Here is a 26,249-nt window from a genome sequence, read left to right as displayed (position 1 = left end):
TTTAAAAAATTCATCACAGGTGTTTAGGCTGGCAACAACCAAACACCCAATGGGTAGACCTAACCTTCTGACCATAACTATTTTTTTTTCCTATTTATTCATGTAGTCTAAGTCACTGTCTCTCCTTACTGACTAATTGTCTTAACTAAAGCATGATTTTTTTATAATTAAATAGTAATGACAATATAAATCAATAGGATAATATGATTTTCGTTTTCGATAATATTGAAATAAACACCGCGTTAGTCACGATCACTAGGAATAGACAAGCCCTTGAAATCGAACCTAAGCTATTTTCACTGCTGGTTTATCTTTGTCAAAACCCTAACAGAGCCATTTCTAGGGATGAGTTAATTAACACGGTTTGGGAAAATAGGTTTGTTTCTGAAGCGGCAATCAACAGGGCCATAGGTCAACTCAGAAAACACATAGAAGATGATACTTCTCACCCCAAATACATCAGAACTGTCAGCAAGGTAGGCTATAGACTGGATGCCGTAGTCCAACACATACCCCAAGCACAATTTCAATGGGAGGCAAAAAAACAGCTAAGCAACAATAAAAGAAACATTTCACCAAAAGCCGTTATTTTTGTTTTCTTTGTGCTCATAAGCATCATATTAGTGCTATTTACAGTACCGCAACTCGATACCCCACAACTATCAACATCGGTTTCCATCGACAACATCAGCCCTATCACCACAAGCAGTAACATCAGCTTTAATCCTCACTTCGATACCGCTAACAATGAGCTACTGTATCTATTTAAGGAACATTCACGATCAAGCGCGCAAATAAAAGCCCTCAATTCGCAGCATAAAACCCTTGAGCTTTCCCAGGATAATTATTACTACACGGATGTGGTGTCATTCGATGATACTCGGGTGATCGCCAGTAGACTGACAGATCTGAAGCAACGGGATTGTGAAATTGTCACTATTAATAAAATCACCCATGAGACGCAAAAAATAACTGACTGCGGAAAATCAATTATCAACGATCTCCTATTCGATAAAGTCAGCAATATGCTTTACTATCGATTTCGCAAGAACGTCAGTCACCCCTATGCTATTTACGCCATTTCACTGGCAAGCTTTCGCATTCATCAGCTTTCAAGGCCCGTATCAACCGGTAATGGCCTAGGTCACACGGTTTTTACCTTATCGCCTAATAAGCAACAGTTAGCCATGATCGAGTACCAAAGCACCGCCGAGGATGAATTACAAGTATTTGATTTACAATCACAACAGATAATTCAGCGACACAGTGTCCCAAAGGATATCCATTCCGTGTTGTATCGTTCTCCAACATCCTTGCTGATGGTTAACTCTGAGGGGATGCACAGCCTAGACTTGGTAAACGCCCAAATAACCTCGGTTGAGCATACGGCTGAATTTGGCAGGTTTTCCTACAAAGGCGACAATGAAATTGTATTTGAAAAATACTATTTTCAATCGAATCTGGTACAAATTCCATTAGATACCACAGAATCAACTAATTTAACCAAGCTTATGGGGGTCAATGGTAACGCCTCCATAGCTCACCACTCGGACACGATTATTTTCTATGCCATCACACCCCAGTCAACCGCGATAAAACTGCGTCAACCGGATGGAGAAATACTCGATAGTCAATTCCCAGAAACGGCTAGGCATGTTGCCAATTTTGATTGGTTTGATGATGATAGCCAGCTAGTGGCCTCGGTTAATAGTCAGCTTTATCTATTGAACTTAAAAAACCTAAAATGGCGTAGGTTACCACTTGATTTTAAGACAATTCATCATGTCAGTGTTATCGATGGGGAAAATGTGCTTTTCAGCGCAGAAAAAAATGGTGATTGGAATCTTTGGTCATTGGATCTTGCAACCAATGCCCTCACCTTAATGACCAATACCGAAGCCTATAGCGGTCAAGTGTACAAAAATACGCTGTATTACACTAAATTCAGCACCCCAGGGCTTTTCTATAAAGATATCACCACGGATAACGAGCAATCGTTGATCCCAGACCTGCCCGTTACCGAGTGGACCAATTGGCAGATAATTGAAGATACCTTGATATATCGGCAAGATCATCATCTTATGCAATATGACCTTAACAGTAAGAAAACCCTCCTATTATTCGACTTGAACAATAAGCCAATCAGAGCCTGTAGAGTAAACCATAAGATAAGCAAGCTGATATGTGAATTACAACAGCATTCGGTCAGTAATATATGGCAGGCGGATATTCGCGATTGATGGCACTAGAAACCATGTTGATGAACAAGTCTAGATATTGGGGTTTATGTCAGGCCTATCGATGTTTTGACCTGTCTTAAAAAGAAAAGATCAATCTCTTCCCAAAATACCCTCGGGGCATAATTCGAATACCATTAAATTTTTTAGCTTAGAGCCTGAGTGACCTCAGGCTCTAGTGACAAAGACTATTTCCTAACATTCTTAGTTAGAACGGTTAACACTAATTAGTATTGAGTTAAAGAATTGGCGCTTTATAAGGCATGGCGCCTAGGTAGTCTTTCTTACCCACTTCTACACCGTTATGACGCAATATGCCGTAGGCGGTGGTGATGTGGAAATAGAGGTTAGGAATGGCATGTTCTATGGCAAATTCATAGCCCGTGAGGTACTTACCTTGCCAGCGTGGCTGTGATATTTGGATAGTAGCCGCATTGGCAAAATCGGCTTCGCTAAAACCTTCAAGGTATGTAAGTACTGAGGCAATACGTTGACGAAGTTCAGCCAAGGTGGTTTCGCTGTCATCGTGCTTTGGTGCTGTCTCTAACTGGCCAGTTAAACGGGCAACGCCGACTTTGGCCGTATCGCAGGCGATTTGCACCTGACGGATAAGATTGAATTGGTCCGCCGCTAAGCGTGAATTCAATAACACGTCCATATCCACTTTTTTGAGCTCAGCAAATGCCTCGGCCTTATCAAAAATAGCATTCAAATTTTTTAGCATCTTGCTAAATTGTACAACGGTCAGATCGTAAAGCATGGCAGAGTCCTCTGTTATGGCGGTAAATCTGCAGCACTGGCGGCTGAAATTTAAGGATGAATAACCTCACTAGATGAAGTTAACTGGTGATTAATACTTTGAAAAAACACTAGGAGTGTAACCTAATTAAGCCATATATCCCCGATAATCTCCCCACTTTTAACCAACATTAATCATCAGTTGCTGAAAAAATAAGTTAACCGCGTTAATTCCCATAGGCGGATCCTGCCCGAGGTTACAATTGGATACAGAGTCCGAATTACAACTGGAATATAGTGACTCCACTAACGACTCCACAGACGTAATAAGGATCCAAACAATGAAAACTCTTTGCATCGCGATTTCAGCAATCTTAATGTCAACTCACGCTATGGCTGATGACAACAGTTATATCCGCAACGGTAATATCTACAGCAATCAAGGTCAGTATTTCGTTGGCGCAGGCGTTGCCACCGGCAGCAAGTTTTTTAAAGACCAAGACGATCAAACAGGAGTGTATTTCAATGGTGGTTACCACGGCGAAGACTTTAACGCCGATTTAGGCGGCATCAATTATCGCTTTTTTGGTAACAATGACAGTGCCATTAATTTCAGTGCCTATATGGTCGCAAACCCAGGTTTTGACACCGACAGCGAAGATATATTAAAAGGCATGAAAGAGCGTGATTTCAGTGGTGATTTAGGCTTAAACGCCGATTTCCACTTAGGCCAAGGCACGCTTTCAGCTAAATTCCAACACGATATCACAGGAGCTTATGATGGCTACCAGGCCGACATCACCTATTACCACCCAATGGATTTAGGCTTTGCAAGCTTAGTGCCTTATGCTGGCGCTCATTACTTTAGTAACGAATTCGTCAATTATTACACCGGGGTTGCCTCCTTTGAAGCCACGTCAAAGCGCCCTGCTTACCAAAGTAACGGTGCCTTAGCCTTCAAAGTGGGCTATGTCTTAGACATCCCCATTACTGAAAACCTAAGCCTTACACAAGCTACTGCTTACACCCACCTTGGGTCTAACATGGCCGACTCGCCGATTATTGACGCTAAAAACCAATGGTTAACCACCTTTGGTGTTAACTATAGTTTTTGATCAATAGCGAGATAGCATCATGAAATCAGTAATTAAATCAGCGCTTAAATCAAACATTAGATCATGCTTATGCCTTGGCGTAGCATTGGCTCTAACGGCTTGTGCCACCTCTTATGACACTCAAAAGGAGTTCTGGTCTTTTGGTAAAGGCTTTGAAACTGTGCAAATTGCGCCTAATAGCTGGCAAATCAGCTTTGTGGGCAATACCAATACCGACAGAAGTTTAGCGCGTAAATACGTATTGCGAAAATCGGCAGAACTTAGCCAGCAAGCAGGCTTCCCTTACTTTGCCTTTACCAATGAGCAGATGGATCGCGACGCTGTAGGTCAGTTCGGCGTCGGCTTTGAAGGCGGCCATGACACCTTATGGGGCAGCTCAAGTACCACTCAGGAAACCTCAGTATTGGTTGAGGTCACCGGCCTTAAAACCAAAGAGGAACACCAAGGTTCTCGGGTGTATGACGCCAAGTTCATCATGAATAATGTCGCTGTAGAAGACTAACCCCTAGCATTTTACTCACTTTTAGTTCGCACCTTGCCAGAGCATAACTACTGGCAGGCGCGAGCCCGCTTAACACCAATATTTTAATGTATTTATAAGGTTTCTATGAAAATAGCCATCGTCTCTTTGCTTGCCACGCTCGTTGTTTTACAAGCTTGTGGCAACTCAGATAATAAAAAAGCAATCGTTAAGCAACAGGTCAATGAAGTCCATGGCATTCAACCTGATAAAGTCCCGAATTATATTGAAAACTTTAAGTTGCAATATGAGCAGCTAGATCTTCAAATTGACGGGGTAAAATACTCGCTTTCATTCTTCGATACCGATGACGCTGAAAAAGTCATCATAGCGAAATATGGTAATGGACTGATTTACCTTGGATTTGACTTTGAAAAAGAGCAACCCATCAACAGCATAATGCTGCTAGAGGGCGACATCAGTGATCTTGAAGACTTCAAGCCTACAGCAATACTTAAGGGGAGTAATATAGAGCTGAGTGAACGAGAAGACAATATGGTTTACCAAGGTTCAATTGAAGATGTTAATACCAAAAAGCTTTATTCCATTAGAGCCGTCATCAATGAATCACTGTTAGAAGCAGGCGATTCTACATTAACCCTTGAGGGTAATGTTGCCACATTAAATGGCACCTTAGGCACAGCGACTTATATTCAAATGGATGAGTTAATCAAAACTAAATCTTTCGATACTCTTAAATTCGGCAAAGTTAGCGGCTCAATCAATGATGACATTAATATGCACACAGGCCGCTTAATTCGCGCCGCTAAGTTAACCACCTTGATGCCAACAGGCAGCTTCGCTTACTCTGGTGGGGTTGACTTATTTGCTGCGGGTAACCAGAGAATTTTTCAAGATGGCGGTGAGTTAGGGGTTCATTCTTGGTGCTGTCTTGCCGGAAAAGATGCAGGTCAATTAAGTAAAACCGACCCCGCCCATGGCGCGCAGTTAACTTACTTTCGAGAAATGCTGGGCGCTGAAAAAGGTCCAGAGTTTTATTTCTTTACCATTAATGCAGCGCCTGCAGCCAGTATTCATAAGATGAAAAAAGCCGAGATGGTAAAATATAGCCTAATTACTGAATAGTAACCTCTGCTCAATTGCGCTCGCTCATTTCAATGCACTGTCTCAAATGGAGTGCGACTCGAAACTCAGCGATAGCCGAGCGCCACCTAATTCCGGCGCTCGGCTAATATGAAGCTTTGATCCCATCCATAAACCAATGCGCTCCACGATAGCAAGCCCCATACCATGTCCCATATTACCGCGGCTGTGCTTACCGCGCACGAAAGGCTTGACCACTTGCAGTGCTTCTAGTTCGTCGATGCCCTGGCCGTCATCATCCACGTGGATCCACAGCACTTCATCTTGGACCATTAGGCTTACTTGCACTTTTGAGCGGCTAAAACGCAGCGCATTGCTGAGTAAGTTATTTATCTGCATAGACAAATATTTAGGGTCGACATTCACCGTGACTTCATGAGGTAAAGGCAAAAACTCAAGCTGATGTTCAGCGTCATCACTCTCTAATAATTTATTTTGCAACCAAGCATTTAGCGCTATGTCTGTTCTTTCTAAGGGGATATCACCTTGGCCTAAGCGGGCGTAGCTTAGCAAGGTCATCACCAAGTCTTCCATGGTGTCTAAGTCACGATTCACCCGCTGAAAATACTTGGTTTTAAGCTCGGGGTTTTGGGTTTCTTCCAAGGCTTCAATGCCAAATCTTAACCTTGCAATAGGGGTTTTTAAATCATGAGACACGGCGCGGCTCAGTAATTTATTATCATCGAGTAGCTGCTGAATGCGGTCTGCCATACGATTAAACTCGGCTTCAATCGCGCCAATATAGGAGGTTTTACTCACAGCTATCCGCTGCTGCAAGTCTCCCATACCAAAGGCTTGGGTGACTTGACTTAAATTGATCAAACGGCGAATCAAGGGTGACACCCACAGCAGTAAAATTAACACCACACCAAGGTAAAACAGCATGGTATACAGCCTATTGAGGTTCAAACCACTATCGGCTTCTGTCACTAAAAGGGTATTGATATTGAGCACTTGGTCAGTACTAGGCAATAAATAGTGCAGCGATATGCCCTCGTCAGACTCTAACATCAAAAACTTATCGGCATTAAATTTCGCTTTTAGCGGCAGCGGTAAGATAAATTCAGCACTGCCCATTAAAGACAGCTGCTCAATATTGTGTTGATTCCAGCTAGCCAAAAAAGTTTGGCTTTGAAGCGGGTGATTATCTAAGGTTTTTGCTAACCCTGTGCCCATTAAGGTCAGCGCGGCAAGTTGATTGGCCGGATTAGTTTGCTCATCGTCTTTATCATAGAAACTGGCAAACTCACTGATAGACCAGCCTAGGCTGGCAATCGTCACCAACACCACAAGCACTAGAGAGACGATAAGTTTTTTCATGATTTGGGCGCTGCGTCATCGCGGCAAAACAAGTAACCTTTACCACGAATGGTTTTAACTTTATAGGGCTGGTCTTGAGCTTCTTGAAGTTTTTTACGCAGCCGCGACACGCGAATATCCACAGAGCGATCTAGGCCATCATATTCTATACCCCTAAGCTGTGACACTAAATCGATGCGACTCACCACTGTGCCAGCCTGCAGTGCCAGCAGCCATAACACATCGAATTCATTGTCATTAAGCCCTACAGCTTGCTGATGAACCGTGACGGTTTTCGCGGTAGCATTAAGCACTAGCGCGCCAAATACCAACTGCTGTTTAGGCTCTTCATCACTGGCACGGCGCAATAGCGCTTTAATCCGAGCCAGCAAGACTTGCGGCCGAATGGGTTTAGTGAGGTAATCATCGGCGCCCATTTCCAGCCCCTGAATTTCGTCGCCATCTTCAACGCAGGCCGTCATAAATAAGATAGGTCCAGAATAGAATTCCCTCGCCTCTTTGCAGACATCGAAACCATTTTTTACTGGGATCATGACATCAAGTAGCACCAAGTCAGGTAGCTCATCGGCAATCATTTCCAAGGCGTAATCACCTTGACTCGCAACTGTCACCCCATAGCCATGATCCAATAAATAATCACTGATCCACTCAGCCAGTGAGGTATCGTCTTCCACCACTAATATGTGTTTTTCAACTGTCATGGTTAGAACAATCTCCAGCCTGATTGACTCTGTTTTGGCGCCTTATAAACCCAGGTCACCACCACTTTAACTTGTGCCAAGGGCTCTGCGTTATCATCGGCGACCAAACTGAACGAGGTGGTTTTATCTCCTTCAAAACTATAGTGATATTCTTGTTGGCTGGCACCATTCCAACAGGTTATCCGCCGACCACTTTTACTCATTATTAAGCAATACTCACCTTGGCTCGGTGTCTGCCAGCGAAATAGTACCTCTTGATAACATATTTGCCCCTTATACAGGGCAACGCAGCGCTCAGGGGTTGCGGTGAAGGCGATGCTTTTATCCTGACTCCAAACGGAAGTAGCGGTAAAAACAGAGGCTAATATCGCAGTGTGAAACAAGGTTCGTCGCCATAGAAAAGCTAAGGGGAAATTAGACTTATTCATCATCCCCCCTAAAACACATAGCTGAACGAGGCGTTAAAAAACGACCCATAATCGGCTTGATTGAAGGGACTTGCGGTGATTTCTTTGGAAAGCACATTTAAGCGATACACGGTGCGAAACACTAATTTCTCACTCAGCGGGTAAGCCACCCCAAGCTCCATACCATAAGTCACGGCGCTGCTTGGCCGGTACTCAGGGAATAACTCAGTGGCTTCCATGCTTTCTACACCAAACAAGTTGCGGCTCAGCTTAGTCGATGCGTACTCGATACTGGCTAAGGCGTGAAAATTCCAATTGCGAACCTGCCATGATTTGCCCAACCGCGCTGTAGTTGAGATGCCTTGATCATCAAAATAGTCACTCACTATGCGATACTGGAACACATAATGATCGTCCCAGTAGCGCGTGACCCTAAAGCCTGCGCCAATAAAGATAGAATCTGTTTCCATTAGATAGGCATTACGCCCATCTTCATCTAACTGACTTAATTCAGTATTTTCACTCCGACCTGCGGAGCCTTGATAATTTACGGCCAGAAGATCTAAAGACCAATTATTTGAACTCCACAGATTGATGCCGAAATTAATCCCATCTTGAGATTGGTGGACCATTTCCGCAAACAGGCCCTTGTATTGATACATGCCGCTGATAAGCAAAGAGGGTTGTATTGATTCATGCTCAGTTTGGCGAATATCCAATTGATTGGTGCCGTAAACACTGGCTCCAAGTTCAAAATAGCCACCATCAGCAAGGCGCTGCTCACCGCCCTGAGTCACGCTAGTGGCTATGTCTGATGCCATAAGTAAATTAGGTGCTAACAACAAGCCCAATAACCAGCTTCTAAGTAAAATCACATTTATTTTATTCATATTCTTATCATGATATTAGTTTTATAGCGCAAAGAGTGAGTAGCATTTCAGCTAGAAGAATAAACTTACCGTGATTGACACCCATATGGGACTGTTTTCACGGTTTCGCTTACCTCCTTGTTAAAGCGTTATGATTAGCACTTTAGGATAGCAACCTGCAAAGTAAACAATAGCGCTGACGCTAGTTTGCCCTATTAGTCTCTGAAGTGACATCAGCGACCTAGCATAAACAGTATTTATCATACTCAAGTAATAATAGATGCAACCAATGCCAGATTAACGGCATTGGTGCTTAGCTGACTTTATACAGCACAATGTATGTGCTTAGGTTTTAGGTAACGTGACTTGTGGCAATACTGGCTTGGCTAACATGATGGCATCGGTGAGCTCGGTCGGCCATTGGGGCACCAAAGCCGTTATCTGTTCCCTGCCCGCTTGATGCACTTCATCTTTCACATCTTGCACCTTGTCATCGACTGTCGATTTGACCTTATCCTTTATTAACTTTTCGGCGAACACCTGTGGTGAACCACCTGTGAGCAACATCACTGCCATTTGGTTGTTTTCAGCGTTCCACACGAAACCTGCCTTTTCGGCAACCTCTGGGATAGGGCTATGTTTGGAGATCACATAATACAGCGGCCCTTGTTGTTGAATTTCATCGGCTGTCGCTAATATTTTCATGGTACTGGCATAATGCGGCCCTAATATGGACTGCATCCTGCCTTTGATGAGTGGCTGTTCGAACAGGCCCACATCGTTAGGATCTAAACCGACCATAGGCTTCATTAACGCCCACAACAATTGCCCCTGGGGCGACATTAGCAGCAGCGGTACCGCGCAGCCATTCAAAAAAATCAACAACCACAACAGATGTAGTTTACGGGTGATCAAACGAGTTTTACCCAAGATGGCATTTCCTATTTAGTACCTGCAAATGCAGGCGCTAGATTTTAGCCAATTTACTTGCTGCACACGAGCGGAGAATCGCCTTTATCTGGTTATTTTTTTACCAATTCCAATTTAAGTAATCGCTTATATTCTAGGAAAAGGCAAAGTGCGACCAACAGCGGTATCCCGGAATAAAAAGTAGAAAGTAACCGACACCTCTGTTAAACAATGTTCAGATGTACGTTAGCATCACAAATTTCAGGTGCAAGAAAAACCGGTACTGTGGTCGGTAATCTTTTCTTATTTTTAGGTACCGAAAAGAAGTTGTAGTGTCGCATATGGTGTTGTTCTAGTTTATTTTGTCCGTACTTACACTTCATTAACAGCCCTTCAACAACGAATTGACAACGCTGTCAATCTAACGTATAGATACAAAAGTTTAAATATTTGTTAGGACATGGAATTTTTAATGGGTGATAAATTTAATAAGGAAAGCAAGGTATTTTCCTTAAGTGCTAAAATAAAAACTGCAGATTTGCCCCTAATATGAATAGTTACTATGCCGTAGAGGAAAAAACCATCACGATTTAATGGAGTACTCAAAATGCATTCCAAACTATAAAATCACAAATTAGGAGTAAAAGTGGCTACTTTAAAAAGATTAATCCCTTTAGCTATTACACTTTCTAGCTTTAACGCATTCGCCAATTTTAGCCAAACAGAGTTAAACGAATTTGCCGAAAAAACGAGCTGGTCATGGCAAGTAATTGATAACTATCATAATGGCGATAAATCGCATCTCGCCAATATTGAGCTAGTCAACCAATCTCGTGTTGATTTACCTAAAGGCATAGCTGACTGGGTGATCTATACCAATGTTATTCGCCCAATTCTAACGAAAAAGTCCCAAGGATTGGCATTTCAATTTGTACAAGGAGATCTTTATAAAATTACCCCGACAGTAAACTTTAAAGGCCTTAAAGCTGGTGATAAGCTTACTATTCCCTTTGAAGCCGAAAACTGGGCATCTTCTCATAGCGACTTTATGCCTCGAAGCTTTATCACTCAACACTCACTTACCCCAGCAATCTTCAGATCTACTGATACCGAAGATAGCAGCAAATACATAAAGCCACTCAATCGGCCAGAACAATACCAACGTTATAATACGCCTAGAGATCACTGGGAAAAGCCCACCAGCGCATGGCGCTATGACCGCTATAGCCCTGCTCAAGAATATGCGCTTACAGAGGATGATGCCAAGCGAGTGATCATCCCTACCCCCAATAAAGTGAAGTACAGTAGCTCTAGCACTCTATTAACTGCTGATTGGCAAATATCTTATCAAGGAAGCTTAAAATCAGAAGCTCACTTACTATCAGAAACATTAGATAAGAAGCTAAAAGGTTCGCTAAAGATCACCCCAAACAATCTGCCAGCTCAAGATAAAAACCTTATTTCATTATCTATTTATAATGGTGATGAAAGCTGGAAGCCTGAGAGTTACAGCTTAGAAATTGAAAAAAATCGTATTGAAATTGTCGGCGCAGATAGCGCAGGTGTCTTTTATGCTATTCAAAGTTTATTGAGTCTGACACCAAGCGGCACGCAATCTCAAATTGAATTACCTCAACTTAGCGCCAACGATGCTCCACATTTTGAATGGCGCGGCTTTATGTACGATATGAGCCGTAATTTCCATGGCGTGGAGATCACCAAAAAACTCATCGACCAAATGGCGCATTACAAACTCAATAAGCTACATCTTCACTTAACTGAAGATGAGTCTTGGCGAATAGAAATTGGCGGACTACCAGAGCTGACGGATTTAGGTAGCCAGCGATGTTTTGACCTATCTGAAACTGAATGTATGTTGCCAACAAGAGGCTCGGGGCCTTTTAAAACGTCACAAACAAATGGCTTTTACAGCAAAGAGGAGTTTATCGATATTCTCAAGTATGCCAAGCAAAGGCATATTGAAGTCATCCCAGAGGTTGATATGCCAGGTCATGCCCGCGCAGCAATCAAGGCGATGGAACTTAGACACAATAAGTTAATAAAATCTGGCGATAAAACCGGAGCTAACGCCTATCTGTTGTCAGATCCACTGGATAAATCTGTGTACTCAACAGCTCAGTTCTTTAATGACAATTCCATCAATGTTTGTATGGACTCCACCTATAATTTTGTCGATAAAGTGGCTTATGAATTTCAACAAATGTACCGCGAAGCAGGTTTAAAACTCACGAATATCCATATCGGTGGCGATGAAGTCGGCGTAGGCTCTTGGACCGCGTCTCCTATTTGTAATGCATTATACCAAGCTATAGATAGCGGCGTAAAAGGTCCTGCAGATCTTAAAGCCTATTTCACTCGCCGCGCAGCAGAAGTATTAGCCGCGCGTGGGCTGAATATTGCTGCATGGGAAGATGGCATTATGTTTGACAGAATAACACCTTTCCCTATCGAGCAATTTGCTAATAATAAAGTCTACGTTAATGCTTGGGATAATATTTGGGAATGGGGTGTATCTGACCGCGCATATCGACTAGCAAATGAAGGCTACCATGCGATTCTTTCTATGGGCACCCACCTGTACTTTGACCACCCGCAAGAGCCCGATCCAGCAGAACGGGGGCTATATTGGGCAGCGCGCTATACCGATGTCGAAAAGGTATTTAACTTCATCCCTGACAATGTATACGCCAACGCTGACTTCACCCGTGCGGGTGAACCCATTGATAACTTAGAAGATCTAGTTGGACGCGCTTTACATCAGCTCAATAAGCCTGAGAATATTGCTGGTATTCAAGGTCAAGTTTGGAGTGAAACAATTCGCACTCCCGAGCAATTAGGAGAAATGATTTTTCCGCGAATTATTGCCCTAGCTGAGCGAGGATGGCATCGCAATACAGTGCTTGCCAGTGAGCAACAAGAGCAAGCGCGTCAATGGGCTAAGTTTGCGAGTGTGCTCGCACTGAAAGAGTATCCAAAGCTTGAAGAAGCTGGAGTAAGCTTTTACTTGCCAATTCCTGGTGCCAAACGTATCGACAATCAAGTGCATATAATCAGTCAATTACCTGGATTAACACTTGAGTACAGCTTAGATAATGGAGAAAACTGGCAAGTGTATAACAAGCCTATACGCTTACCTGACGCCATAAAAGTTCGCTCACGTTCAGGCAAGCATACGAGTCGTGTAGGAAGCTTTGAGTAGGTTCTATTAGTAAGCCTAGATTACACTTTGGGGCAAACGTTTTAAGGTGTAATCGTCTTTTGTCACACAAAAATATCTACAAGCTCCTTTATTGGTTAAAGTCCTTCGGCTATATATAAGAAAAAGAGCCAGATTGAGGCAATCTGGCTCTTGAGTTTAGGCGAAAGATTCTGTTTTACACTTAATCTTAACGTCGTCTTGTACTAGAACTTTCGATAAAGCACTAATCAATCTCTGCATATTCTCTATACGTGCTCCGTTACCCATCACACCAATACGTATGACCTTGCCCGCTAACATGCCTAAACCAGCCCCAATTTCTATATCGTAGGTACTCAGCAACGCTCTTCTTAGTTTTGCTTCATCCAAGTATTCGGGGATTTTTACCGTGATCAATTGTGGTAAGCGGTATTTATCTTCGACCAAAGGATGCAAACCTAATATTGAAAGCCCTTTGACTAGCTCCGCTGATACCGCGGCATGTCTTGCAAAGGACTTCTCATTGCCTTCATAGTGGTATTCCACTAGCGCTTGGTGTAAACCATATAAAGCATTCACTGGCGCGGTATGGTGGTAAGCACGTGCCTGTCCTGTCCAATATGAAGATACTTTCGTTACATCCAGAAACCATGATGGTATAGCTGATTTTCTTGATTGTATCTTATCTATGGCTCTTTGACTGAAGCTCACTGGTGATAAGCTCGGAGGACACGAAAGGCATTTCTGGGTTCCCGAAAAGATTGCATCGATTCCCCATTCATCAACACAGACTGGTATCCCACCAAGAGAAGTAACTGCATCAACAAGGGTTAAAGCCCCGTGTCGATTGGCTATTTCACAAAGAACCTTAGCATCATTCCTGACACCCGTTGACGTCTCAGCATGCACAAAGCTGACAATCTTGCAATTTGGTGTTGCTGACAATGCCTGCTCTAATTTTTCAGGAAGGACAGGTGTTCCCCATTCTGAGTGAACCTCAGTCACAATCCCGCCCACTTTAGCAACGCTTTCCGCTATTCGTTGGCCAAAGGCACCGTTGATACACACAATAACCTCGTCACCCGGTTCAATTAGGTTGACGACACAAGTGTCCATACCCGCGCTGCCTGGCCCTGATACGGGAAATAGAATTTGCCTGTCGAAGCCACGCTTCGCACTCTTCTTCAGAGTTCGTGCCTTCCGTAATTGAGATGCTCAAGCTGTAGGTAAAGCCGACTGTAGCTTTTCCAGCTAAGAACATTGAAACTGTATTGATGTCCACCCTTGTTACGCTGGGCTCTTTCCTTAGAACCCGTGATGTAACGTCTGTGAGTGCTTCAGCGATTTTTTCTAGCGTGTTTTTATCCAAAATCTCAGATAGAGACAGCGTTAGTAAAGGCATTGCTATTATCCTTATGTTTTACCAAATCCGTGCCAGTAGACAGGCCAACCATCTTTTACGCCATAGTTGTTTACAAGGGATGCGATAACAACCAGTAGTACACTGCCAACAAGAACCGGAGTAAATAAGAAGCTCAAACTGACCGCAGACTTGCCCGCAAGTATAATCACGATTGGATTGGCCCCAGCCGGAGGGTGTACCGCACGCAAAAATTGCATGGCTACGATTGCGACGCCGACTGCCACAGACATAGTAATGTATGAATCACCCAATCCGTAAAGTGCGGCTATACCGACAGATGCCGCGATAAAGTGGCCACCTATAACATTTCTTGGCTGTGCTAGAGGGGATGTTGGTGCGGCAAACAGGATGACGCATGTGGCGCCAAATGGCGCCATTAGCCAAGGAACTCCTGAGTACTGACCAAGAAGACATAAACAAAGAATTCCAAGTGTACCGCCAATTAATCCTTTTAAAAGTTGGAGCAGTGATGGGCGTGGTGGAAGTGAGCCGCCGCCTTTTAATTTGTTCATAATTAATTCCTCAAAAAATAACGATATATTTCAAATTTGTGATACATTAAGCTTAAGTACAGATCTGTACCGGTAGGGGATGATACAGATCTGTACTTTCTATGCAACCGTTTTATTTTAAACAATTTGGAAATTTGGAAATGGGCACAAAAGAACACATATTAGATATCGCCGAATCCTTGTTTAACGCGAATGGGTACACCGCCGTTGGAGTTGACCTCATTCGTGATACGGCTTGCGTATCGAAAACCTCGATGTATCGTCATTTCGGTTCGAAAAATAAATTGATACTCGCTGTTCTCGTTCGAAGACATTTACGCTTCGAAGATAAGCTCGGCGGCGCAATCTCGCCTGAAATGACCATGGAAGAAAAATTGAATGCGCTTATTGATTGGCACTTTAAGTGGTTTAATGCAGAGGATTTTCATGGATGTATGTTTATGCATGCAATGTCGGAATTTAAAGAATCCGATGACGCAATTGCTGATTCTGCATCTATGCACAAGAAGTGGCTTAAGGCACTGATCAAGCAGATTATTTCGAATACCCCAAATGACGATGAACAACTAGCGGAGTCAAAAGCCGAATCCATCATGGCGTTTATTGAAGGCATGATTGTACGAGCAGAATTCGATGATATCACTTCGTTTAGACCAATATATCGATTTGCGATTCAAACATTATCTAAAACAAATTTCTAAAGAAGAAAAATAACAATGCCAATGACGAGTGGAACACATCATATTGGATTAGCGCTATTAACATTGGAAGTGTAGTGAAAAATCAATGGGAAAATGCTCCTCAGCTCAAGAACTAGCTAGCTAATATTTTCATTTTATTATCAAGGCTATTGAGCAACAGATTTTCTCGCTGATTAAGTTCCGACTGAAATCACGCTAGCATCTACAGCAGTGGCATTCTGTGATGGCAAGGCCTGCATTCATCAGTTGGTGTTGTTGTCAGAGTAACCAACTGCGGCATCATCACTGGGATATAGAATGCACGCCATATACAGGTTCATTATCTTCATAACTAAATAGGTACTTTTGCTTCTTAGCGCCGTCTTCACCACGCCACTCAAACCAGCCAGAGCAAGGCACTAGGCATCGATGATGAGCAAAGGCAGAAGCAAAGGTTTTCTTTTCCGCCACAGTCTCGGCTTGGGCATTAATCAACAAGGTCTTTGACCAAGCAGGCTGTATGCCCCAAGTCGCCGCTTGTTGATCTAGGGTGTCATTATGCATCACTAGAGTCGCAATCTTTTCAGTGGGGCGTAAATCAAGGTTTTGCTGCACAGGAAAATCTAAGCCCAAGCGATTTGATACCGTTAGGCCGAGCATGTCATTGATATAGAGTCTTCCACACATAGGGGGTTTCCTGTTGGCGTTAATCACCTTAGCCTAATGAAGCTGAGCCAATAAGAAACGCCAAAGGTTAAGAAAGACTAAGGTTCAGGTTAAATAGCATATTCCGCCCACAATGGACCACTAAATACCATCGCTATGGGCATGTCGAACAAGCAATCGAGAAACACACCGAGCAGTCCAACGATAACGAGCTGGCAGCCTAAGCCAGAAACAACAAAGCCCGCACTGCGGGCTTTGACATCACTTTATTCACTGACTAATATTTTTAACAATGGGTGATGAGTAGCGAAATAAGCTAATATCAGTGAGAAATAGAAGTTTCAGGCAACAGTATCTCACCCCATGAAGTTTTAGAGGCCTAAGCATTCATTGCTGCGATATGATTTATGTCAGCCTGCTTTTAAGTGCTGACAACAACTAGCGAAGTGTCGTCGCCGCTTGTCTAAATGTTCACAATAGCGAGTCAGTTTTGAAGTGTGCCCACAGGATCATGAAATAGCTTGCCGAACTCTGTGGTGAGTTTGAGCCAGTTATCTTGAGGGATATTCAATCGGGTGAGTCACTTAGCGCTGCTAACATTAAGATCGCTGATAGCACCTCGCTTGTCGTTGCGAATAATTCATCCCGTATCATCGACCAATTCGAGATAATCTTGTAGCGAAAAGCCAATGCCTTTGGGCTCAACGATTTTCGAGTAAAGCTTGCGTTCATTAACAATGAAAGGCTGTAAGCTTAGTGGTTGCTCACCTTTTAATGCAGCCCTAATGCGCAATTGAATGCTGGTATAGTTTGATTGCTCTGGCGTGCCTGCAATCTTAGATCTGATTGGACTTTCTGTTAACAAAGAGTGGTCAACCTAAGCCAATCTAGCGAGCACTGCTGTATCATAGAGCTGGGCCTGATTTTTGTAAAAGAATAGGTAAACCTCCTCCCTCCCACGAAGTCGTCTGGAACGAATTTGAAAAACTTAAGCGAGACCGAAGGGGGAGCGCCATATATGGCCACATTTATTTAATTCTGCGTTCAATGACCTTGAAGCCTTTGCGCTCAAACGGTTAGAGTTTTGTGAACCAGCGCAAGCCGACCACACTGCGCAGTAGTTTTACCATGCTATGATGGCGCAATTGAAACAGACATCCAAGGCTGAAGCTGACCAATAAGCCAGAGGTCGATCCCATAAAAGCACGAACGCTTTGCGTCAATTGCAGATTACTGGCCAACAACAATTTTTGCTGTTGCTGGCTTTGCTCTGCTAGTTCAGTCAGGTTCAACTGCTGTTTTTTTAGTAACTTTTGAATAAGCATGCGGATGCTCCTATTGAGGTGTAAACAGCAAAAGGCGTAACTGTCGCCAGGTCTTTGAAAAGCCAGCTTGGGAAAGTATATAGCCGAGGCTACGCCAACACCAAAGCAATAAAACGAACTGCAACATGACTAACGCTGTAACCGTTATCAATAGCGAACTACTCAATTGAAATAGCAAATAACCCAGCAACAACAAGCTACTACCCCAGAATAAAATAATACCCGCACCAAAACAGACAACCAAAGCCGCTGCGATGAGCAGGCTACGCCCAGTTAACTGCCATTCTGCGGTTGCTATTTTTCCAGCCAGTTTTAACTGACTGATATATGCTTGCTTCACTGAGCTGCTCAGTGCTGCTATCTGAGCCAGCTGTTCTATCGCCTGTTGCATTACGTTATTCAGGGCAGACTGTGTTGATCCAGCTTGCCCTGTAAGATCGGTTTGCGCTGCACTTTGATCGGGTTTTTGCACTGGTGCCTCAGACCTTTCACGGTTTTGCATAAATCCACCTTAGCGACGGCGTAGCAAGGCCGTCAGCACTATACCCGCGGCAAACGCGATCCCTGCTGTAGCCAGTGGGTTTTGCGCTGCGAGTTCACGGGTTTTGCTCAATGAGTTTTGCAGTTGCTGTTTGATTTCCTCCTGTTTGTGCACCAGAGTTTCCTGTGAGCTGGCGGCTGTTTTACGCAATGTATCTTCGGCAATAGCGGCTTTCACTGCCACGGCATCAACTGCGTGATGCGTAGCTTCGCAGGCTTTTGCCGTGGTTGGCGAATTTAAAGCGCTGCTGCCTTTACTGTTAGATTGTTCTGTTGCACTTTGTGGACTGGCCATATGTAGCCTCCTTGGTGAACATTGTGAAATGCAGCAAATTGCCACACCTTGCATCTTAGCTAGTGCAATGGCTGCGCCAAATAATATAATTAAGTAAAACAGTACGTTAATTCCACCCCCTATTTAGCCCCACCTTTTTTAACAGTAGAAATTACCTGTTTCTGGTAATTTTTACCTGCTAAGGAAGGTGATAAAGAGTGAGCGAAGCCCAAGGCAGAACGGGGTTAACAAAACACTTATACTAAAGCTCAGGTTCACGCTGATTATCATATACCAAGGGTTAACTGAGTCATGAATAGGGTTCACATTTCGGGGGCTTTGCAGAATGAAAAGATGAATAACTCTGCCACTCAAGCATGGTTGAGCGTCCAATCAGGATGAGTGCTACTTAACAAGAAAAGGAATGGATCGCTTTGCTGACTGCTGGCGAGCATAACAATAATCTCGCCTTCATTTTTCAAGATACTCAATTAAGAAACAGGGTTTAAAATTTGCTACCTGAGGTCGCATCCCGCAATAGGAAACAACTGATACCTCTTTTACCAAGACACCGGCTGTATTCGAGTTTTCAAATTTCAGGCATTAAAAAACCCTGTTCAATTAAGAAACAGGGTTTAAAAATTTGGTACCTGAGGTCGGACTCGAACCGACACGTCTTGCGACAGGGGATTTTGAATCCCCCATGTATACCAATTTCATCACTCAGGCATCATGGAAGTTTACATCATCAGATGACTTAATCTGCCCTTGGGCTCATTAAGTGCTGGGGATTATACCTTTGCTAGCATCAATGGCAAGGGGTTTGGCGCGACTTTTAGTAAACTTTTGTCAAACTTTTATCAAAATAAGGTTCAACCGCTCAAATCTCAAACAGGTGTGCTTAAACAACAGCGAACAAGAGGTCAAAATCGCCCTAGGGCATTAATGTGATCTCCGCCGCAGCTCAGCGTTATCAGAAGGTTAGATCCTCGCAGAGATTGATCGAGATCAGTATTTAACTGTAAAAGTGCCGTTAGGCTTGAAGCTTAATGCACACTAAGGGGATGGCAATCATGGCATTTTGGTTAGATTTAATGTTTGGAAACTTTATCGGCTTGCTCTCTATGATTGTGATTTTTTGCACTATCGGCATAGCGTCTTATATCGGCTGGCTGTTTGTGGTTAAATCGGCACCCATTGAAAAGAAATAAGGAAGGGGCTGAATAGCCCCCTCAAACAAAAACCTGGTTGTGTCACTCAATCATTAGCTTATGCTGCGTGCTTTCGTTGCTGCACTAGGCCAGAGACAAACTGAGGTCTTGCCTTAATTAAATTTGATAGCTCTTCTTTACTTGGCTCACCAGCGGGTAATCTGAGCACATCACGATTGAGGTAAATGCGCGCTCGCATGGTAATTTTATATTCGGCGGTCGGCCCTTGAATCGCATAATGGCGCACATTACCGACGACTTCTAGAATTTGTGTCTCAACTAAACTTCTCACTGCCAATTCATCTTGTGGCAAGGTCAATATGGTGGCCCCTTGTAAGAAGAATTCTCTTAATAAGGCCCGCTCTGCTGGGTCAAGTAATTTTACCTTAGATTCTATGGTTTCGATTGAGCGCTTGTTATTGAGATGCACTATAGACTCATCGACAAAAAATCCCAGCAATTGGCTTAGAAAGTAGGCCACGCCAACAATTAATCCCAGACCAATAAAGTCTGCATAATGCGTCACGAAGTCTTGCAGTGATAATGCCACGAGGATTTTTGTTGGCATTAATAGTAAAGCACCACAAGCCAATACCCACCAAGACATAAAACTCATCAATACTTTTTTATTCGCCACTTGGGTCATGCTCGCTAATTTCATCTTCATCATGGTGTCACCTAGTCAGTGTCAGATTTTTGAACTCCATTGAGTCCATATGAGATAAAGCAAGAATGATGCCAATAAAAAATTAGCCGTAATGGGGATAAAGTACTAAATTTATAATGAAAAATTGACCCAGTTTGACGATAGCGACTATGATTAATACCACAAAACTCATAATAGACAACACGACCCAAGCAGCCTATGAAGCTAAGCACTAGCCAACTGTTAAAGAGCCCTATCGGCCGGCGACTCATGCTGTCAATCGTGCTATTCAGCTCATTTATTACTTTATTGACCACTGGCTATCAGCTCATTAATGACTATCGAACCGATGTCCAGCGCATTGACCAAGCCTTCTCCAGCATTGAAAAGGCAAACTTAGAGGTATTAGCGGCCAGTATTTGGGTTATCGATGAAAAGTTGATTAACACCCAATTAAAGGGCTTGAGTCAATTATCCGACATTACTTATGTATCGATTAAAGATGACAGTGAACAAGAATGGCAACTGGGCACAAAAAAAACCGCCAACACAATCGAAAAACAATACGATTTACTTTATCGTCCCGCCGATAATACTAAGGTCGGGACCTTAGTGGTGCAGGCTGACCTAAATTTTATTTATAACAAACTCTATGACAAAGCCATTTTGATCTTATTGTCCAATGGGGTTAAGACCTTTCTTGTGGCCGGTTTTATTCTTTTTTTAGTGTGGATCCATGTCACCAAACACTTATTAAACCTCAGCCAATATTGCAACGAAATCGATTTTAAAAAGCCTTTCACCCCACTCAAATTTGAGCGAAAAGCCTTCAAGGATGAATTCCATTCGGTAGCGCAAGCCATTAATCACATGCAACATCAGGTTCGATTGTCGCTGGATGAATTGCAAAATTCTAAATTCCAATTACAAGATTCGTTAGCCGACCGGGAGCGGTTACTGGAAATTGAACGCAGCTATAAACAAGAACTGGCAGCTCAAGTTAAAGCCCAAACGGCAGAATTAGAGCTCTCTTTAGCTAGGCTCAAGAAAGCCCAACAAGTCATGGTCGAGCAGGAAAAAATGGCCGCTTTGGGCGGCTTAGTCTCTGGGGTTGCCCATGAAATCAACACCCCTATTGGCATTTGCTTAACCGCTGCCAGTGCTCAGCTGGTGCATGTTGATGAACTCATCCTATTAATCCACAGCGATGATGCCACCTTAGAGCAAATCAACGGCATACTGCTCGATTACCAACAGAGCTGTAAGCTCATCATCAACAACATCACTAAAGCCAGCAACCTAATTCAGAAGTTTAAAACCATTGCCGCAGAGCAGCAAAATGAAAAGAGTGTACAGTTCAATATCTATCAGCTGTTAATGGGGGTTCTCGATGCCAGCAAGCTTATCCACCCAACACTGGATGTCGACATAGGCATAGAAGTGGATAAAAACTTATGCATTACCGCAAACTACAGCTTAGTTAATCAGATTGTAACCAATATAGTGTCGAATATTTATTACCATGGTTTCAATGAAATAGATAAACCTAAGCTGATCATAAAGGTCGAGATTGCACAGATGCAGGCGAGCATTGCCTTACACAACAACGGCGTTGCGATCCCAGAAGAAGTGTCGGCCCATATGTTCGAGCCTTTCTTTACTACCGCTCGTCATAAAGGAGGCACAGGGCTTGGTTTATCGGCGGCATTTAATGCCGCAACCTTACTCAAAGGCAAGATAGATTATCAGGCAAACTCCCCTTTGGGCGGCCCACTATTTACCCTGTTGTTCCCCATAGAGCGTCAACATGAATATGTAATCTAAAGGTTTTTATAGCGCCAATTTCGCCAATACTCGGCTCGCCGCCACAAAGCCAAAGGTGCCCGTTACCATAGTGACGGCGCCAAATCCTGACGCACAATCCATCCGCATACTGCCATCGGCTCCAGCCTTAGTGTTGCAGACACTGCCATCATTTTGTGGATACACTAAATGCTGACTCGAAAACACCGCATCGACGGCAAAACGCCGTTGGGGGTTTTTAGAGAAGTTATAATCTTTTCGAAGTATATTTCGCACTTTTGCCAGTAATGGGTCTTGATAGGTCTTTGAAAGATCGAGCAATTGAATTTGAGTGGGATCCGTTTGCCCCCCCGCACCACCGACTGTCACTAAAGGTAGCTTATTGCGTTTACACCAAGCGATTAAGGCGGCTTTTTGCTTTACCGCATCAATACAGTCGACCACAAAATCGAGCTCACCGCCCTCGGCCTTAGGCACTAAATGCTCGCCAAGATTATCTAGGGTCAGAAAATCTTCAATTTCATTCACCTTGCACTCAGGATTGATATCCCTAAGGCGCGCAGCCATCACAGCCACCTTAGATTGACCTATGGTGGACGCCAGCGCGTGGGATTGACGATTGCTATTGGTGACACAAATATCATCTAAATCCATCAGGCTTATCTGTCCTATGCCGCTCCTTGCTAACGCTTCGGCAACCCAAGTCCCTACCCCACCTATGCCGATAACCATCACATGAGATTGAGAGAATTTGACCAAGGCATCTTGACCATAGAGGCGGCCAATACCAGCGAAACGAGAAAGATAGGATTCTGACAACATAACTGCCCCAATATAGACTGATTTTTTTCAGCTGCGAGTGTATATGAAAATGCCGCCAACATCACTCACAGACTGAGTACTCGACTGAGGTCAAATGTGACTCAGATTAACCGCAGACGACCTAAATCGCTTGCCGCAGGAGAGCATCACACTCACTTTCGCTTAAGTAGGTAAGCCGATTCATTTAGCCAAGGCACATCTTTTTTAATGAACCTAGGGTTATCGTCCAGCACGTCTCGGCAAGCTAGTAGTGTTATGTCAAAATATTCACTCAGGTGGGTCTCAACCCAAGTTGGGCTCACTGCAAACGGCGGGCCTTGCAATGTCTCTTGGGGGTAATCTAAGGTCACCAGTAACCCTCTGCAGCCTTGGGGGATGAGCTTGGCAAGTTGCTTCACATAAGCCTGGCGCAGTGATTCTGGCCAAGCAATCAAGGCCGCCCTGTCATAAAAGCCGCTTATGTCTTGAGTTATTTTTGGGGCTAAGGTGAAAATATCCCCTTGCCAAATTTGTACCTGCTCACAATCAAAAAACTGGTGTTCGCCAATAGGTTCGCATGTTACCGTCAACTGATTTTCAGCATAAAACTGCTCAACGGCGCTTAAATTAAGCTCACAGCCAAGTACGTTATGGCCAAGTTCGGCCAAATAGCACATGTCTAAGGATTTACCGCACAAAGGCACAAACACTTGTCCTTGTGGCTTGATTTCAAGCTGCTGCCAATGAGTCAATAACAGGGCATTCACGCTGGCTTGGTGAAAACCTATGAGTTGCTGATGCCATTTATCATGCCAAAAATTCGGCTCCATAGGGCGACTCCATTCATGTATTGGGGAAAGGATTAATTTCTGCCTGCCAATTTACTCGCTAACTTATCCCCTTGCAAACGCCGTTTCTGCTGACACTGTTTAGGGCTTCAACGTGTTAATGTCTTTATTGAGCGCCTGCTGCACGCGATTGCGCCAATGGCAATTGTCACAGTCACAATCCCGGCGAGATAAATGATGGGGAGTGAGGTTTGCATCTATGTAATCCACAGCGATCAGCAGTTGCTGCTTTAATTCATCTATTGGCTTTTCTTCCAGTGCAATCAAAGCATCATTGCGGTTCATCCACAAACATTCCTCGCCCTGATGGCAAGTAATGCAGCGCTCATCCCTTTGATTATAAAAAACCGCATGGGGGCAATGATAGACGTCCATAGATTGTAGAATGCGCTTTCGAGGGAAGTCGAACAAGGGAGCTAAATCTTTGTATTCCAAGCTAGACATAACAGGGCTACCTCAAATAGAGTGTCTAATGACCATTAATATTATCCCTAGCGCAATTTGGATAACTTGATGCAGGTCAAGGTTCCCGCTGCCTAAGACAATAACAGCAGAAATTCAAGCCTTAAGGCTCGCAAAACCAACAAGGACACGCCCTTGCAAGTACCTCAGTTACAGCATTTTTACATCAATGAAGAGCAATCGATATATTTGCTTAAGGCTAATGATGCGCGCCAGCATAAGGCGTGGATCCGCCTGTGTAAGCAGCAGCTAAGCAAACTGGGTTATGCACAAATCGAATTTATTGGTAAAGGGGCATATGGCTTTGTATTTGCGGGAATAAACCAAAATAACCAATCACATGTGTTTAAATTTTCGCGAATTAATTTGCCGCAAAATATCCAAGACCGCTTAGAGGAAGAAGCCTATATGCTGTCGCAAGTGCAGCATCCCAACGTGCCTAAGGCTATTAAATTCCAGCGTGTCGGCAAGCAAGGGATCTTAGTGATGGAGCGCGGCAAAGGGGAAGACTTAGACAAAATTTGCCTGCGTTTAGGCGCCTTACCAGCGGCGATGATCTTAAGCATTGCCCGTCAGTTAGCCGATATTCTGGTGTATTTACGCCAGGGAAAACCTTTGGTCCATGGCGATATCAAGCCGTCAAACCTGGTCTACGATATAGCCACTGACCATTTATCGCTGATCGATTGGGGTTCGGCGGTATTTGCCCAGCAAGATGAGCATTATCATGGGGTGGCTGACAATGTTATGGCCTTGATGTCTCACTCTCAGCAAGACACCAATGCCCGCATGGGCGATGTGTATTTTATCGGTGAAGAGCAACTCAATGGTGCCCAATCTACCCCTAGATTCGATGAACAAGGGGTGGCAGCAACCTTATATGCCTTAGCATCGGGGCAAATAAGCCGTTTTGGCTGCCGCGTTATTCCCGCCACCAGCATAGGCCTGCCCGTGGAGCTGGCGAAAACCTTAACTGCCATGTTAAGTGAGGATCCCCACACCCGCCGCCTTGGGGGGGATTATTTTATCAAGAGTCTATGCAATGGCCCCAAATTATACCTGCCCACACTCAATACGCTCCCTCACACGGCGCAAATTCCAGTCTGGAGCCAATCTAAGACGAAACAGGTGGAAACCGTATGCTATAGCTCACGTAAATCCTTCTTGAAAGAGCACAATACTCAAGATCCCATAGAAAAAATGGATGATATCCAGCTAGAGAAGTATTACCGCAATTTTATGGCAGGCATGGGAGATACTGAGAAAGGCTTTATTGCCGCCGTGAGCCGCGTTGGTCAATATCCCATAGTGGGTGGTCTGGCGATTCATTGGCAGGAGACTGGCGTCTATATCGACTCAAATTTAGCGATTTATGACCCCAAAGCTAAGGCGGCACTTATTCAAGCTGTGAATAATATGGTGACCTTGGCCCGAGGCATTAGGCGCATTGGGGTATTTAAGGTCTGCTTCTTTAATGCTAAAGATACCTTGCACTTGGAGCGGGCAGACTCATCCTCCCCCTTTATCTCAGCCAGTGATTTCCCCTTGCCCTTCGAGGTCGGTGATGTGCCCACCCTTGAAGACAAGTCGCGATTGCATTCGTATTTTGAGGACGGTAAAGATCCCGATGAAAATCTAGAATTACCCAATGAAATCATGACTGAACTGGGCTGGCTCAACCAAATTCACCATACAGGCTGCATTATTTTTGAGGCCTTGCCGAATCACCTTAAGATCCATAGCTACTTAAGACTGCTCAATCCCAGAAAACAGGCCGCCTTTCGGGCAAGCCTTGACAGGATATTATTCCACGCCAGTAAAATTCAAGGCCAAGGCGTATCAGGCTTTATGAAGCTGCCCTATAAAAATACCCGTCACTTTGAGTTTATCGAACAACAACCCGAGCGGTTTTACCCAAAAAACCCTAAGCAAACATAGC

General features: G+C 43.8%; 25 protein-coding genes, 1 tRNA gene and 1 pseudogene. 9 read left to right on the top strand and 18 right to left on the bottom strand.

Going from position 1 to position 26,249, the window contains the following annotated elements; translation table 11 throughout:
- Positions 1–203: 203 nt before the first annotated feature.
- Entirely contained in the window at positions 204–2,240 is a 2,037-nt protein-coding gene (locus SDEN_RS02955; RefSeq protein WP_011495019.1) for a winged helix-turn-helix domain-containing protein, read from the top strand.
- 235 nt (positions 2,241–2,475) lie between these two features.
- Here the strand turns inward: SDEN_RS02955 and SDEN_RS02950 are convergent, their stop codons facing one another.
- The gene (locus SDEN_RS02950) at positions 2,476–2,997 is read right to left on the bottom strand and encodes a DUF1993 domain-containing protein (RefSeq protein WP_011495018.1); all 522 of its coding nucleotides are present in this window, start codon (positions 2,995–2,997) and stop codon (positions 2,476–2,478) included.
- 319 nt (positions 2,998–3,316) lie between these two features.
- Between SDEN_RS02950 and ompV the strand changes: the two genes are divergently transcribed.
- From ompV to SDEN_RS02935, 3 genes are all read left to right on the top strand, one after another.
- The gene (gene ompV / locus SDEN_RS02945) at positions 3,317–4,090 is read left to right on the top strand and encodes an outer membrane protein OmpV (protein WP_011495017.1); all 774 of its coding nucleotides are present in this window, start codon (positions 3,317–3,319) and stop codon (positions 4,088–4,090) included.
- 19 nt (positions 4,091–4,109) lie between these two features.
- A complete protein-coding gene (locus SDEN_RS02940) occupies positions 4,110–4,592 on the top strand; it encodes a CC0125/CC1285 family lipoprotein (protein WP_011495016.1) in 483 nt (160 codons plus the stop codon).
- 105 nt (positions 4,593–4,697) lie between these two features.
- A complete protein-coding gene (locus SDEN_RS02935) occupies positions 4,698–5,696 on the top strand; it encodes a hypothetical protein (protein WP_011495015.1) in 999 nt (332 codons plus the stop codon).
- Positions 5,697–5,738: 42 nt separating this feature from the next.
- Here the strand turns inward: SDEN_RS02935 and SDEN_RS02930 are convergent, their stop codons facing one another.
- From SDEN_RS02930 to SDEN_RS02910, 5 genes are all read right to left on the bottom strand, one after another.
- A complete protein-coding gene (locus tag SDEN_RS02930; RefSeq protein ID WP_011495014.1) occupies positions 5,739–7,034 on the bottom strand; it encodes an ATP-binding protein in 1,296 nt (431 codons plus the stop codon).
- A complete protein-coding gene (locus tag SDEN_RS02925; RefSeq protein ID WP_011495013.1) occupies positions 7,031–7,735 on the bottom strand; it encodes a response regulator transcription factor in 705 nt (234 codons plus the stop codon). Before SDEN_RS02925 ends, SDEN_RS02930 begins: the two co-directional genes overlap by 4 nt.
- 2 nt (positions 7,736–7,737) lie before the next feature.
- Complete coding sequence (locus SDEN_RS02920) at positions 7,738–8,166, bottom strand: DUF3019 domain-containing protein (RefSeq protein WP_011495012.1); 429 nt, start codon at positions 8,164–8,166, stop codon at positions 7,738–7,740.
- A gap of 5 nt (positions 8,167–8,171) precedes the next feature.
- On the bottom strand, positions 8,172–9,032 hold the full coding sequence (locus SDEN_RS02915; RefSeq protein WP_011495011.1) for a MipA/OmpV family protein: 861 nt from the start codon (positions 9,030–9,032) through the stop codon (positions 8,172–8,174).
- Positions 9,033–9,356: 324 nt separating this feature from the next.
- Positions 9,357–9,941: a hypothetical protein gene (locus SDEN_RS02910; protein WP_011495010.1), complete on the bottom strand. Its 585-nt coding sequence runs from the start codon at positions 9,939–9,941 to the stop codon at positions 9,357–9,359.
- Positions 9,942–10,566: 625 nt separating this feature from the next.
- Here SDEN_RS02910 and SDEN_RS02905 point away from each other — a divergent pair.
- The gene (locus tag SDEN_RS02905) at positions 10,567–13,140 is read left to right on the top strand and encodes a family 20 glycosylhydrolase (RefSeq protein ID WP_011495009.1); all 2,574 of its coding nucleotides are present in this window, start codon (positions 10,567–10,569) and stop codon (positions 13,138–13,140) included.
- A 156-nt stretch (positions 13,141–13,296) separates the two neighbouring features.
- Here the strand turns inward: SDEN_RS02905 and SDEN_RS02900 are convergent, their stop codons facing one another.
- Positions 13,297–14,271: a pyridoxal-phosphate-dependent aminotransferase family protein gene (locus SDEN_RS02900; protein ID WP_269571453.1), complete on the bottom strand. Its 975-nt coding sequence runs from the start codon at positions 14,269–14,271 to the stop codon at positions 13,297–13,299.
- Positions 14,272–14,532: 261 nt separating this feature from the next.
- Positions 14,533–15,054 (bottom strand): HPP family protein, encoded by a 522-nt coding sequence (locus SDEN_RS02895; protein ID WP_011495007.1) that lies wholly within the window; start codon positions 15,052–15,054, stop codon positions 14,533–14,535.
- Positions 15,055–15,155: 101 nt separating this feature from the next.
- On the opposite strand from SDEN_RS02895, the gene SDEN_RS02890 reads away from it, so the two are divergent.
- On the top strand, positions 15,156–15,755 hold the full coding sequence (locus SDEN_RS02890; protein WP_011495006.1) for a TetR/AcrR family transcriptional regulator: 600 nt from the start codon (positions 15,156–15,158) through the stop codon (positions 15,753–15,755).
- A 282-nt stretch (positions 15,756–16,037) separates the two neighbouring features.
- On the opposite strand, the gene SDEN_RS02885 is transcribed toward SDEN_RS02890, so the two are convergent.
- The 6 genes and pseudogenes from SDEN_RS02885 to SDEN_RS02860 form a co-directional block, all read right to left on the bottom strand.
- Positions 16,038–16,421: an SOS response-associated peptidase gene (locus SDEN_RS02885; RefSeq protein WP_049762931.1), complete on the bottom strand. Its 384-nt coding sequence runs from the start codon at positions 16,419–16,421 to the stop codon at positions 16,038–16,040.
- A gap of 389 nt (positions 16,422–16,810) precedes the next feature.
- Positions 16,811–17,331: pseudogene (locus tag SDEN_RS02880) on the bottom strand (transposase); the annotation flags it as partial.
- A 145-nt stretch (positions 17,332–17,476) separates the two neighbouring features.
- Complete coding sequence (locus tag SDEN_RS02875; protein WP_011495005.1) at positions 17,477–17,725, bottom strand: hypothetical protein; 249 nt, start codon at positions 17,723–17,725, stop codon at positions 17,477–17,479.
- Between the two features lie 10 nt (positions 17,726–17,735).
- Positions 17,736–18,227 (bottom strand): hypothetical protein, encoded by a 492-nt coding sequence (locus SDEN_RS02870; RefSeq protein ID WP_011495004.1) that lies wholly within the window; start codon positions 18,225–18,227, stop codon positions 17,736–17,738.
- 9 nt (positions 18,228–18,236) lie between these two features.
- Positions 18,237–18,560 carry a DUF883 C-terminal domain-containing protein gene (locus tag SDEN_RS02865; protein WP_011495003.1) on the bottom strand — a complete coding sequence of 108 codons (324 nt, stop codon included), beginning with the start codon at positions 18,558–18,560 and terminating at the stop codon, positions 18,237–18,239.
- Between the two features lie 623 nt (positions 18,561–19,183).
- Positions 19,184–19,268: transfer RNA gene (locus SDEN_RS02860), tRNA-Leu, on the bottom strand.
- Positions 19,269–19,612: 344 nt separating this feature from the next.
- Here SDEN_RS02860 and SDEN_RS20125 point away from each other — a divergent pair.
- Positions 19,613–19,750, top strand: a complete 138-nt coding sequence (locus tag SDEN_RS20125; protein ID WP_083759678.1) for a DUF3149 domain-containing protein — start codon at positions 19,613–19,615, stop codon at positions 19,748–19,750.
- A gap of 58 nt (positions 19,751–19,808) precedes the next feature.
- Here SDEN_RS20125 and SDEN_RS02850 read toward each other — a convergent pair whose 3' ends face one another.
- Positions 19,809–20,420 carry a superinfection exclusion B family protein gene (locus tag SDEN_RS02850; RefSeq protein ID WP_011495002.1) on the bottom strand — a complete coding sequence of 204 codons (612 nt, stop codon included), beginning with the start codon at positions 20,418–20,420 and terminating at the stop codon, positions 19,809–19,811.
- 195 nt (positions 20,421–20,615) lie between these two features.
- Between SDEN_RS02850 and SDEN_RS02845 the strand changes: the two genes are divergently transcribed.
- Positions 20,616–22,220 (top strand): sensor histidine kinase, encoded by a 1,605-nt coding sequence (locus SDEN_RS02845; protein ID WP_011495001.1) that lies wholly within the window; start codon positions 20,616–20,618, stop codon positions 22,218–22,220.
- A 6-nt stretch (positions 22,221–22,226) separates the two neighbouring features.
- Here the strand turns inward: SDEN_RS02845 and tcdA are convergent, their stop codons facing one another.
- From tcdA to SDEN_RS02830, 3 genes are all read right to left on the bottom strand, one after another.
- Entirely contained in the window at positions 22,227–23,021 is a 795-nt protein-coding gene (tcdA, locus tag SDEN_RS02840; RefSeq protein ID WP_011495000.1) for a tRNA cyclic N6-threonylcarbamoyladenosine(37) synthase TcdA, read from the bottom strand.
- Between the two features lie 152 nt (positions 23,022–23,173).
- Entirely contained in the window at positions 23,174–23,830 is a 657-nt protein-coding gene (locus SDEN_RS02835; protein WP_011494999.1) for a thiopurine S-methyltransferase, read from the bottom strand.
- A gap of 99 nt (positions 23,831–23,929) precedes the next feature.
- On the bottom strand, positions 23,930–24,292 hold the full coding sequence (locus tag SDEN_RS02830; RefSeq protein WP_011494998.1) for a hypothetical protein: 363 nt from the start codon (positions 24,290–24,292) through the stop codon (positions 23,930–23,932).
- 153 nt (positions 24,293–24,445) lie between these two features.
- Here SDEN_RS02830 and SDEN_RS02825 point away from each other — a divergent pair, with 153 nt between their 5' ends.
- Positions 24,446–26,248 (top strand): protein kinase domain-containing protein, encoded by a 1,803-nt coding sequence (locus tag SDEN_RS02825; RefSeq protein WP_011494997.1) that lies wholly within the window; start codon positions 24,446–24,448, stop codon positions 26,246–26,248.
- Position 26,249: the final 1 nt, after the last annotated feature.

Origin of the sequence: Shewanella denitrificans OS217, assembly GCF_000013765.1 — a bacterium.
Taxonomy (GTDB): Bacteria; Pseudomonadota; Gammaproteobacteria; order Enterobacterales; family Shewanellaceae; genus Shewanella; species Shewanella denitrificans.
This window is presented reverse-complemented; position numbering and strand designations above follow the sequence as displayed.

Excerpts from the sequence above, each read along its gene's own strand:
- SDEN_RS02955 (WP_011495019.1), top strand. The coding sequence starts at position 204 with ATGATTTTCGTTTTCGATAATATTGAAATAAACACCGCGTTAGTCACG.
- SDEN_RS02950 (WP_011495018.1), bottom strand. The coding sequence starts at position 2,997 with ATGCTTTACGATCTGACCGTTGTACAATTTAGCAAGATGCTAAAAAAT.
- ompV (WP_011495017.1), top strand. The coding sequence starts at position 3,317 with ATGAAAACTCTTTGCATCGCGATTTCAGCAATCTTAATGTCAACTCAC.
- SDEN_RS02940 (WP_011495016.1), top strand. The coding sequence starts at position 4,110 with ATGAAATCAGTAATTAAATCAGCGCTTAAATCAAACATTAGATCATGC.
- SDEN_RS02935 (WP_011495015.1), top strand. The coding sequence starts at position 4,698 with ATGAAAATAGCCATCGTCTCTTTGCTTGCCACGCTCGTTGTTTTACAA.
- SDEN_RS02930 (WP_011495014.1), bottom strand. The coding sequence starts at position 7,034 with ATGAAAAAACTTATCGTCTCTCTAGTGCTTGTGGTGTTGGTGACGATT.
- SDEN_RS02925 (WP_011495013.1), bottom strand. The coding sequence starts at position 7,735 with ATGACAGTTGAAAAACACATATTAGTGGTGGAAGACGATACCTCACTG.
- SDEN_RS02920 (WP_011495012.1), bottom strand. The coding sequence starts at position 8,166 with ATGATGAATAAGTCTAATTTCCCCTTAGCTTTTCTATGGCGACGAACC.
- SDEN_RS02915 (WP_011495011.1), bottom strand. The coding sequence starts at position 9,032 with ATGAATAAAATAAATGTGATTTTACTTAGAAGCTGGTTATTGGGCTTG.
- SDEN_RS02895 (WP_011495007.1), bottom strand. The coding sequence starts at position 15,054 with ATGAACAAATTAAAAGGCGGCGGCTCACTTCCACCACGCCCATCACTG.
- SDEN_RS02890 (WP_011495006.1), top strand. The coding sequence starts at position 15,156 with ATGCAACCGTTTTATTTTAAACAATTTGGAAATTTGGAAATGGGCACA.
- SDEN_RS02885 (WP_049762931.1), bottom strand. The coding sequence starts at position 16,421 with ATGTGTGGAAGACTCTATATCAATGACATGCTCGGCCTAACGGTATCA.
- SDEN_RS02875 (WP_011495005.1), bottom strand. The coding sequence starts at position 17,725 with ATGCTTATTCAAAAGTTACTAAAAAAACAGCAGTTGAACCTGACTGAA.
- SDEN_RS02870 (WP_011495004.1), bottom strand. The coding sequence starts at position 18,227 with ATGCAAAACCGTGAAAGGTCTGAGGCACCAGTGCAAAAACCCGATCAA.
- SDEN_RS02865 (WP_011495003.1), bottom strand. The coding sequence starts at position 18,560 with ATGGCCAGTCCACAAAGTGCAACAGAACAATCTAACAGTAAAGGCAGC.
- SDEN_RS20125 (WP_083759678.1), top strand. The coding sequence starts at position 19,613 with ATGGCATTTTGGTTAGATTTAATGTTTGGAAACTTTATCGGCTTGCTC.
- SDEN_RS02850 (WP_011495002.1), bottom strand. The coding sequence starts at position 20,420 with ATGATGAAGATGAAATTAGCGAGCATGACCCAAGTGGCGAATAAAAAA.
- SDEN_RS02845 (WP_011495001.1), top strand. The coding sequence starts at position 20,616 with ATGAAGCTAAGCACTAGCCAACTGTTAAAGAGCCCTATCGGCCGGCGA.
- tcdA (WP_011495000.1), bottom strand. The coding sequence starts at position 23,021 with ATGTTGTCAGAATCCTATCTTTCTCGTTTCGCTGGTATTGGCCGCCTC.
- SDEN_RS02835 (WP_011494999.1), bottom strand. The coding sequence starts at position 23,830 with ATGGAGCCGAATTTTTGGCATGATAAATGGCATCAGCAACTCATAGGT.
- SDEN_RS02830 (WP_011494998.1), bottom strand. The coding sequence starts at position 24,292 with ATGTCTAGCTTGGAATACAAAGATTTAGCTCCCTTGTTCGACTTCCCT.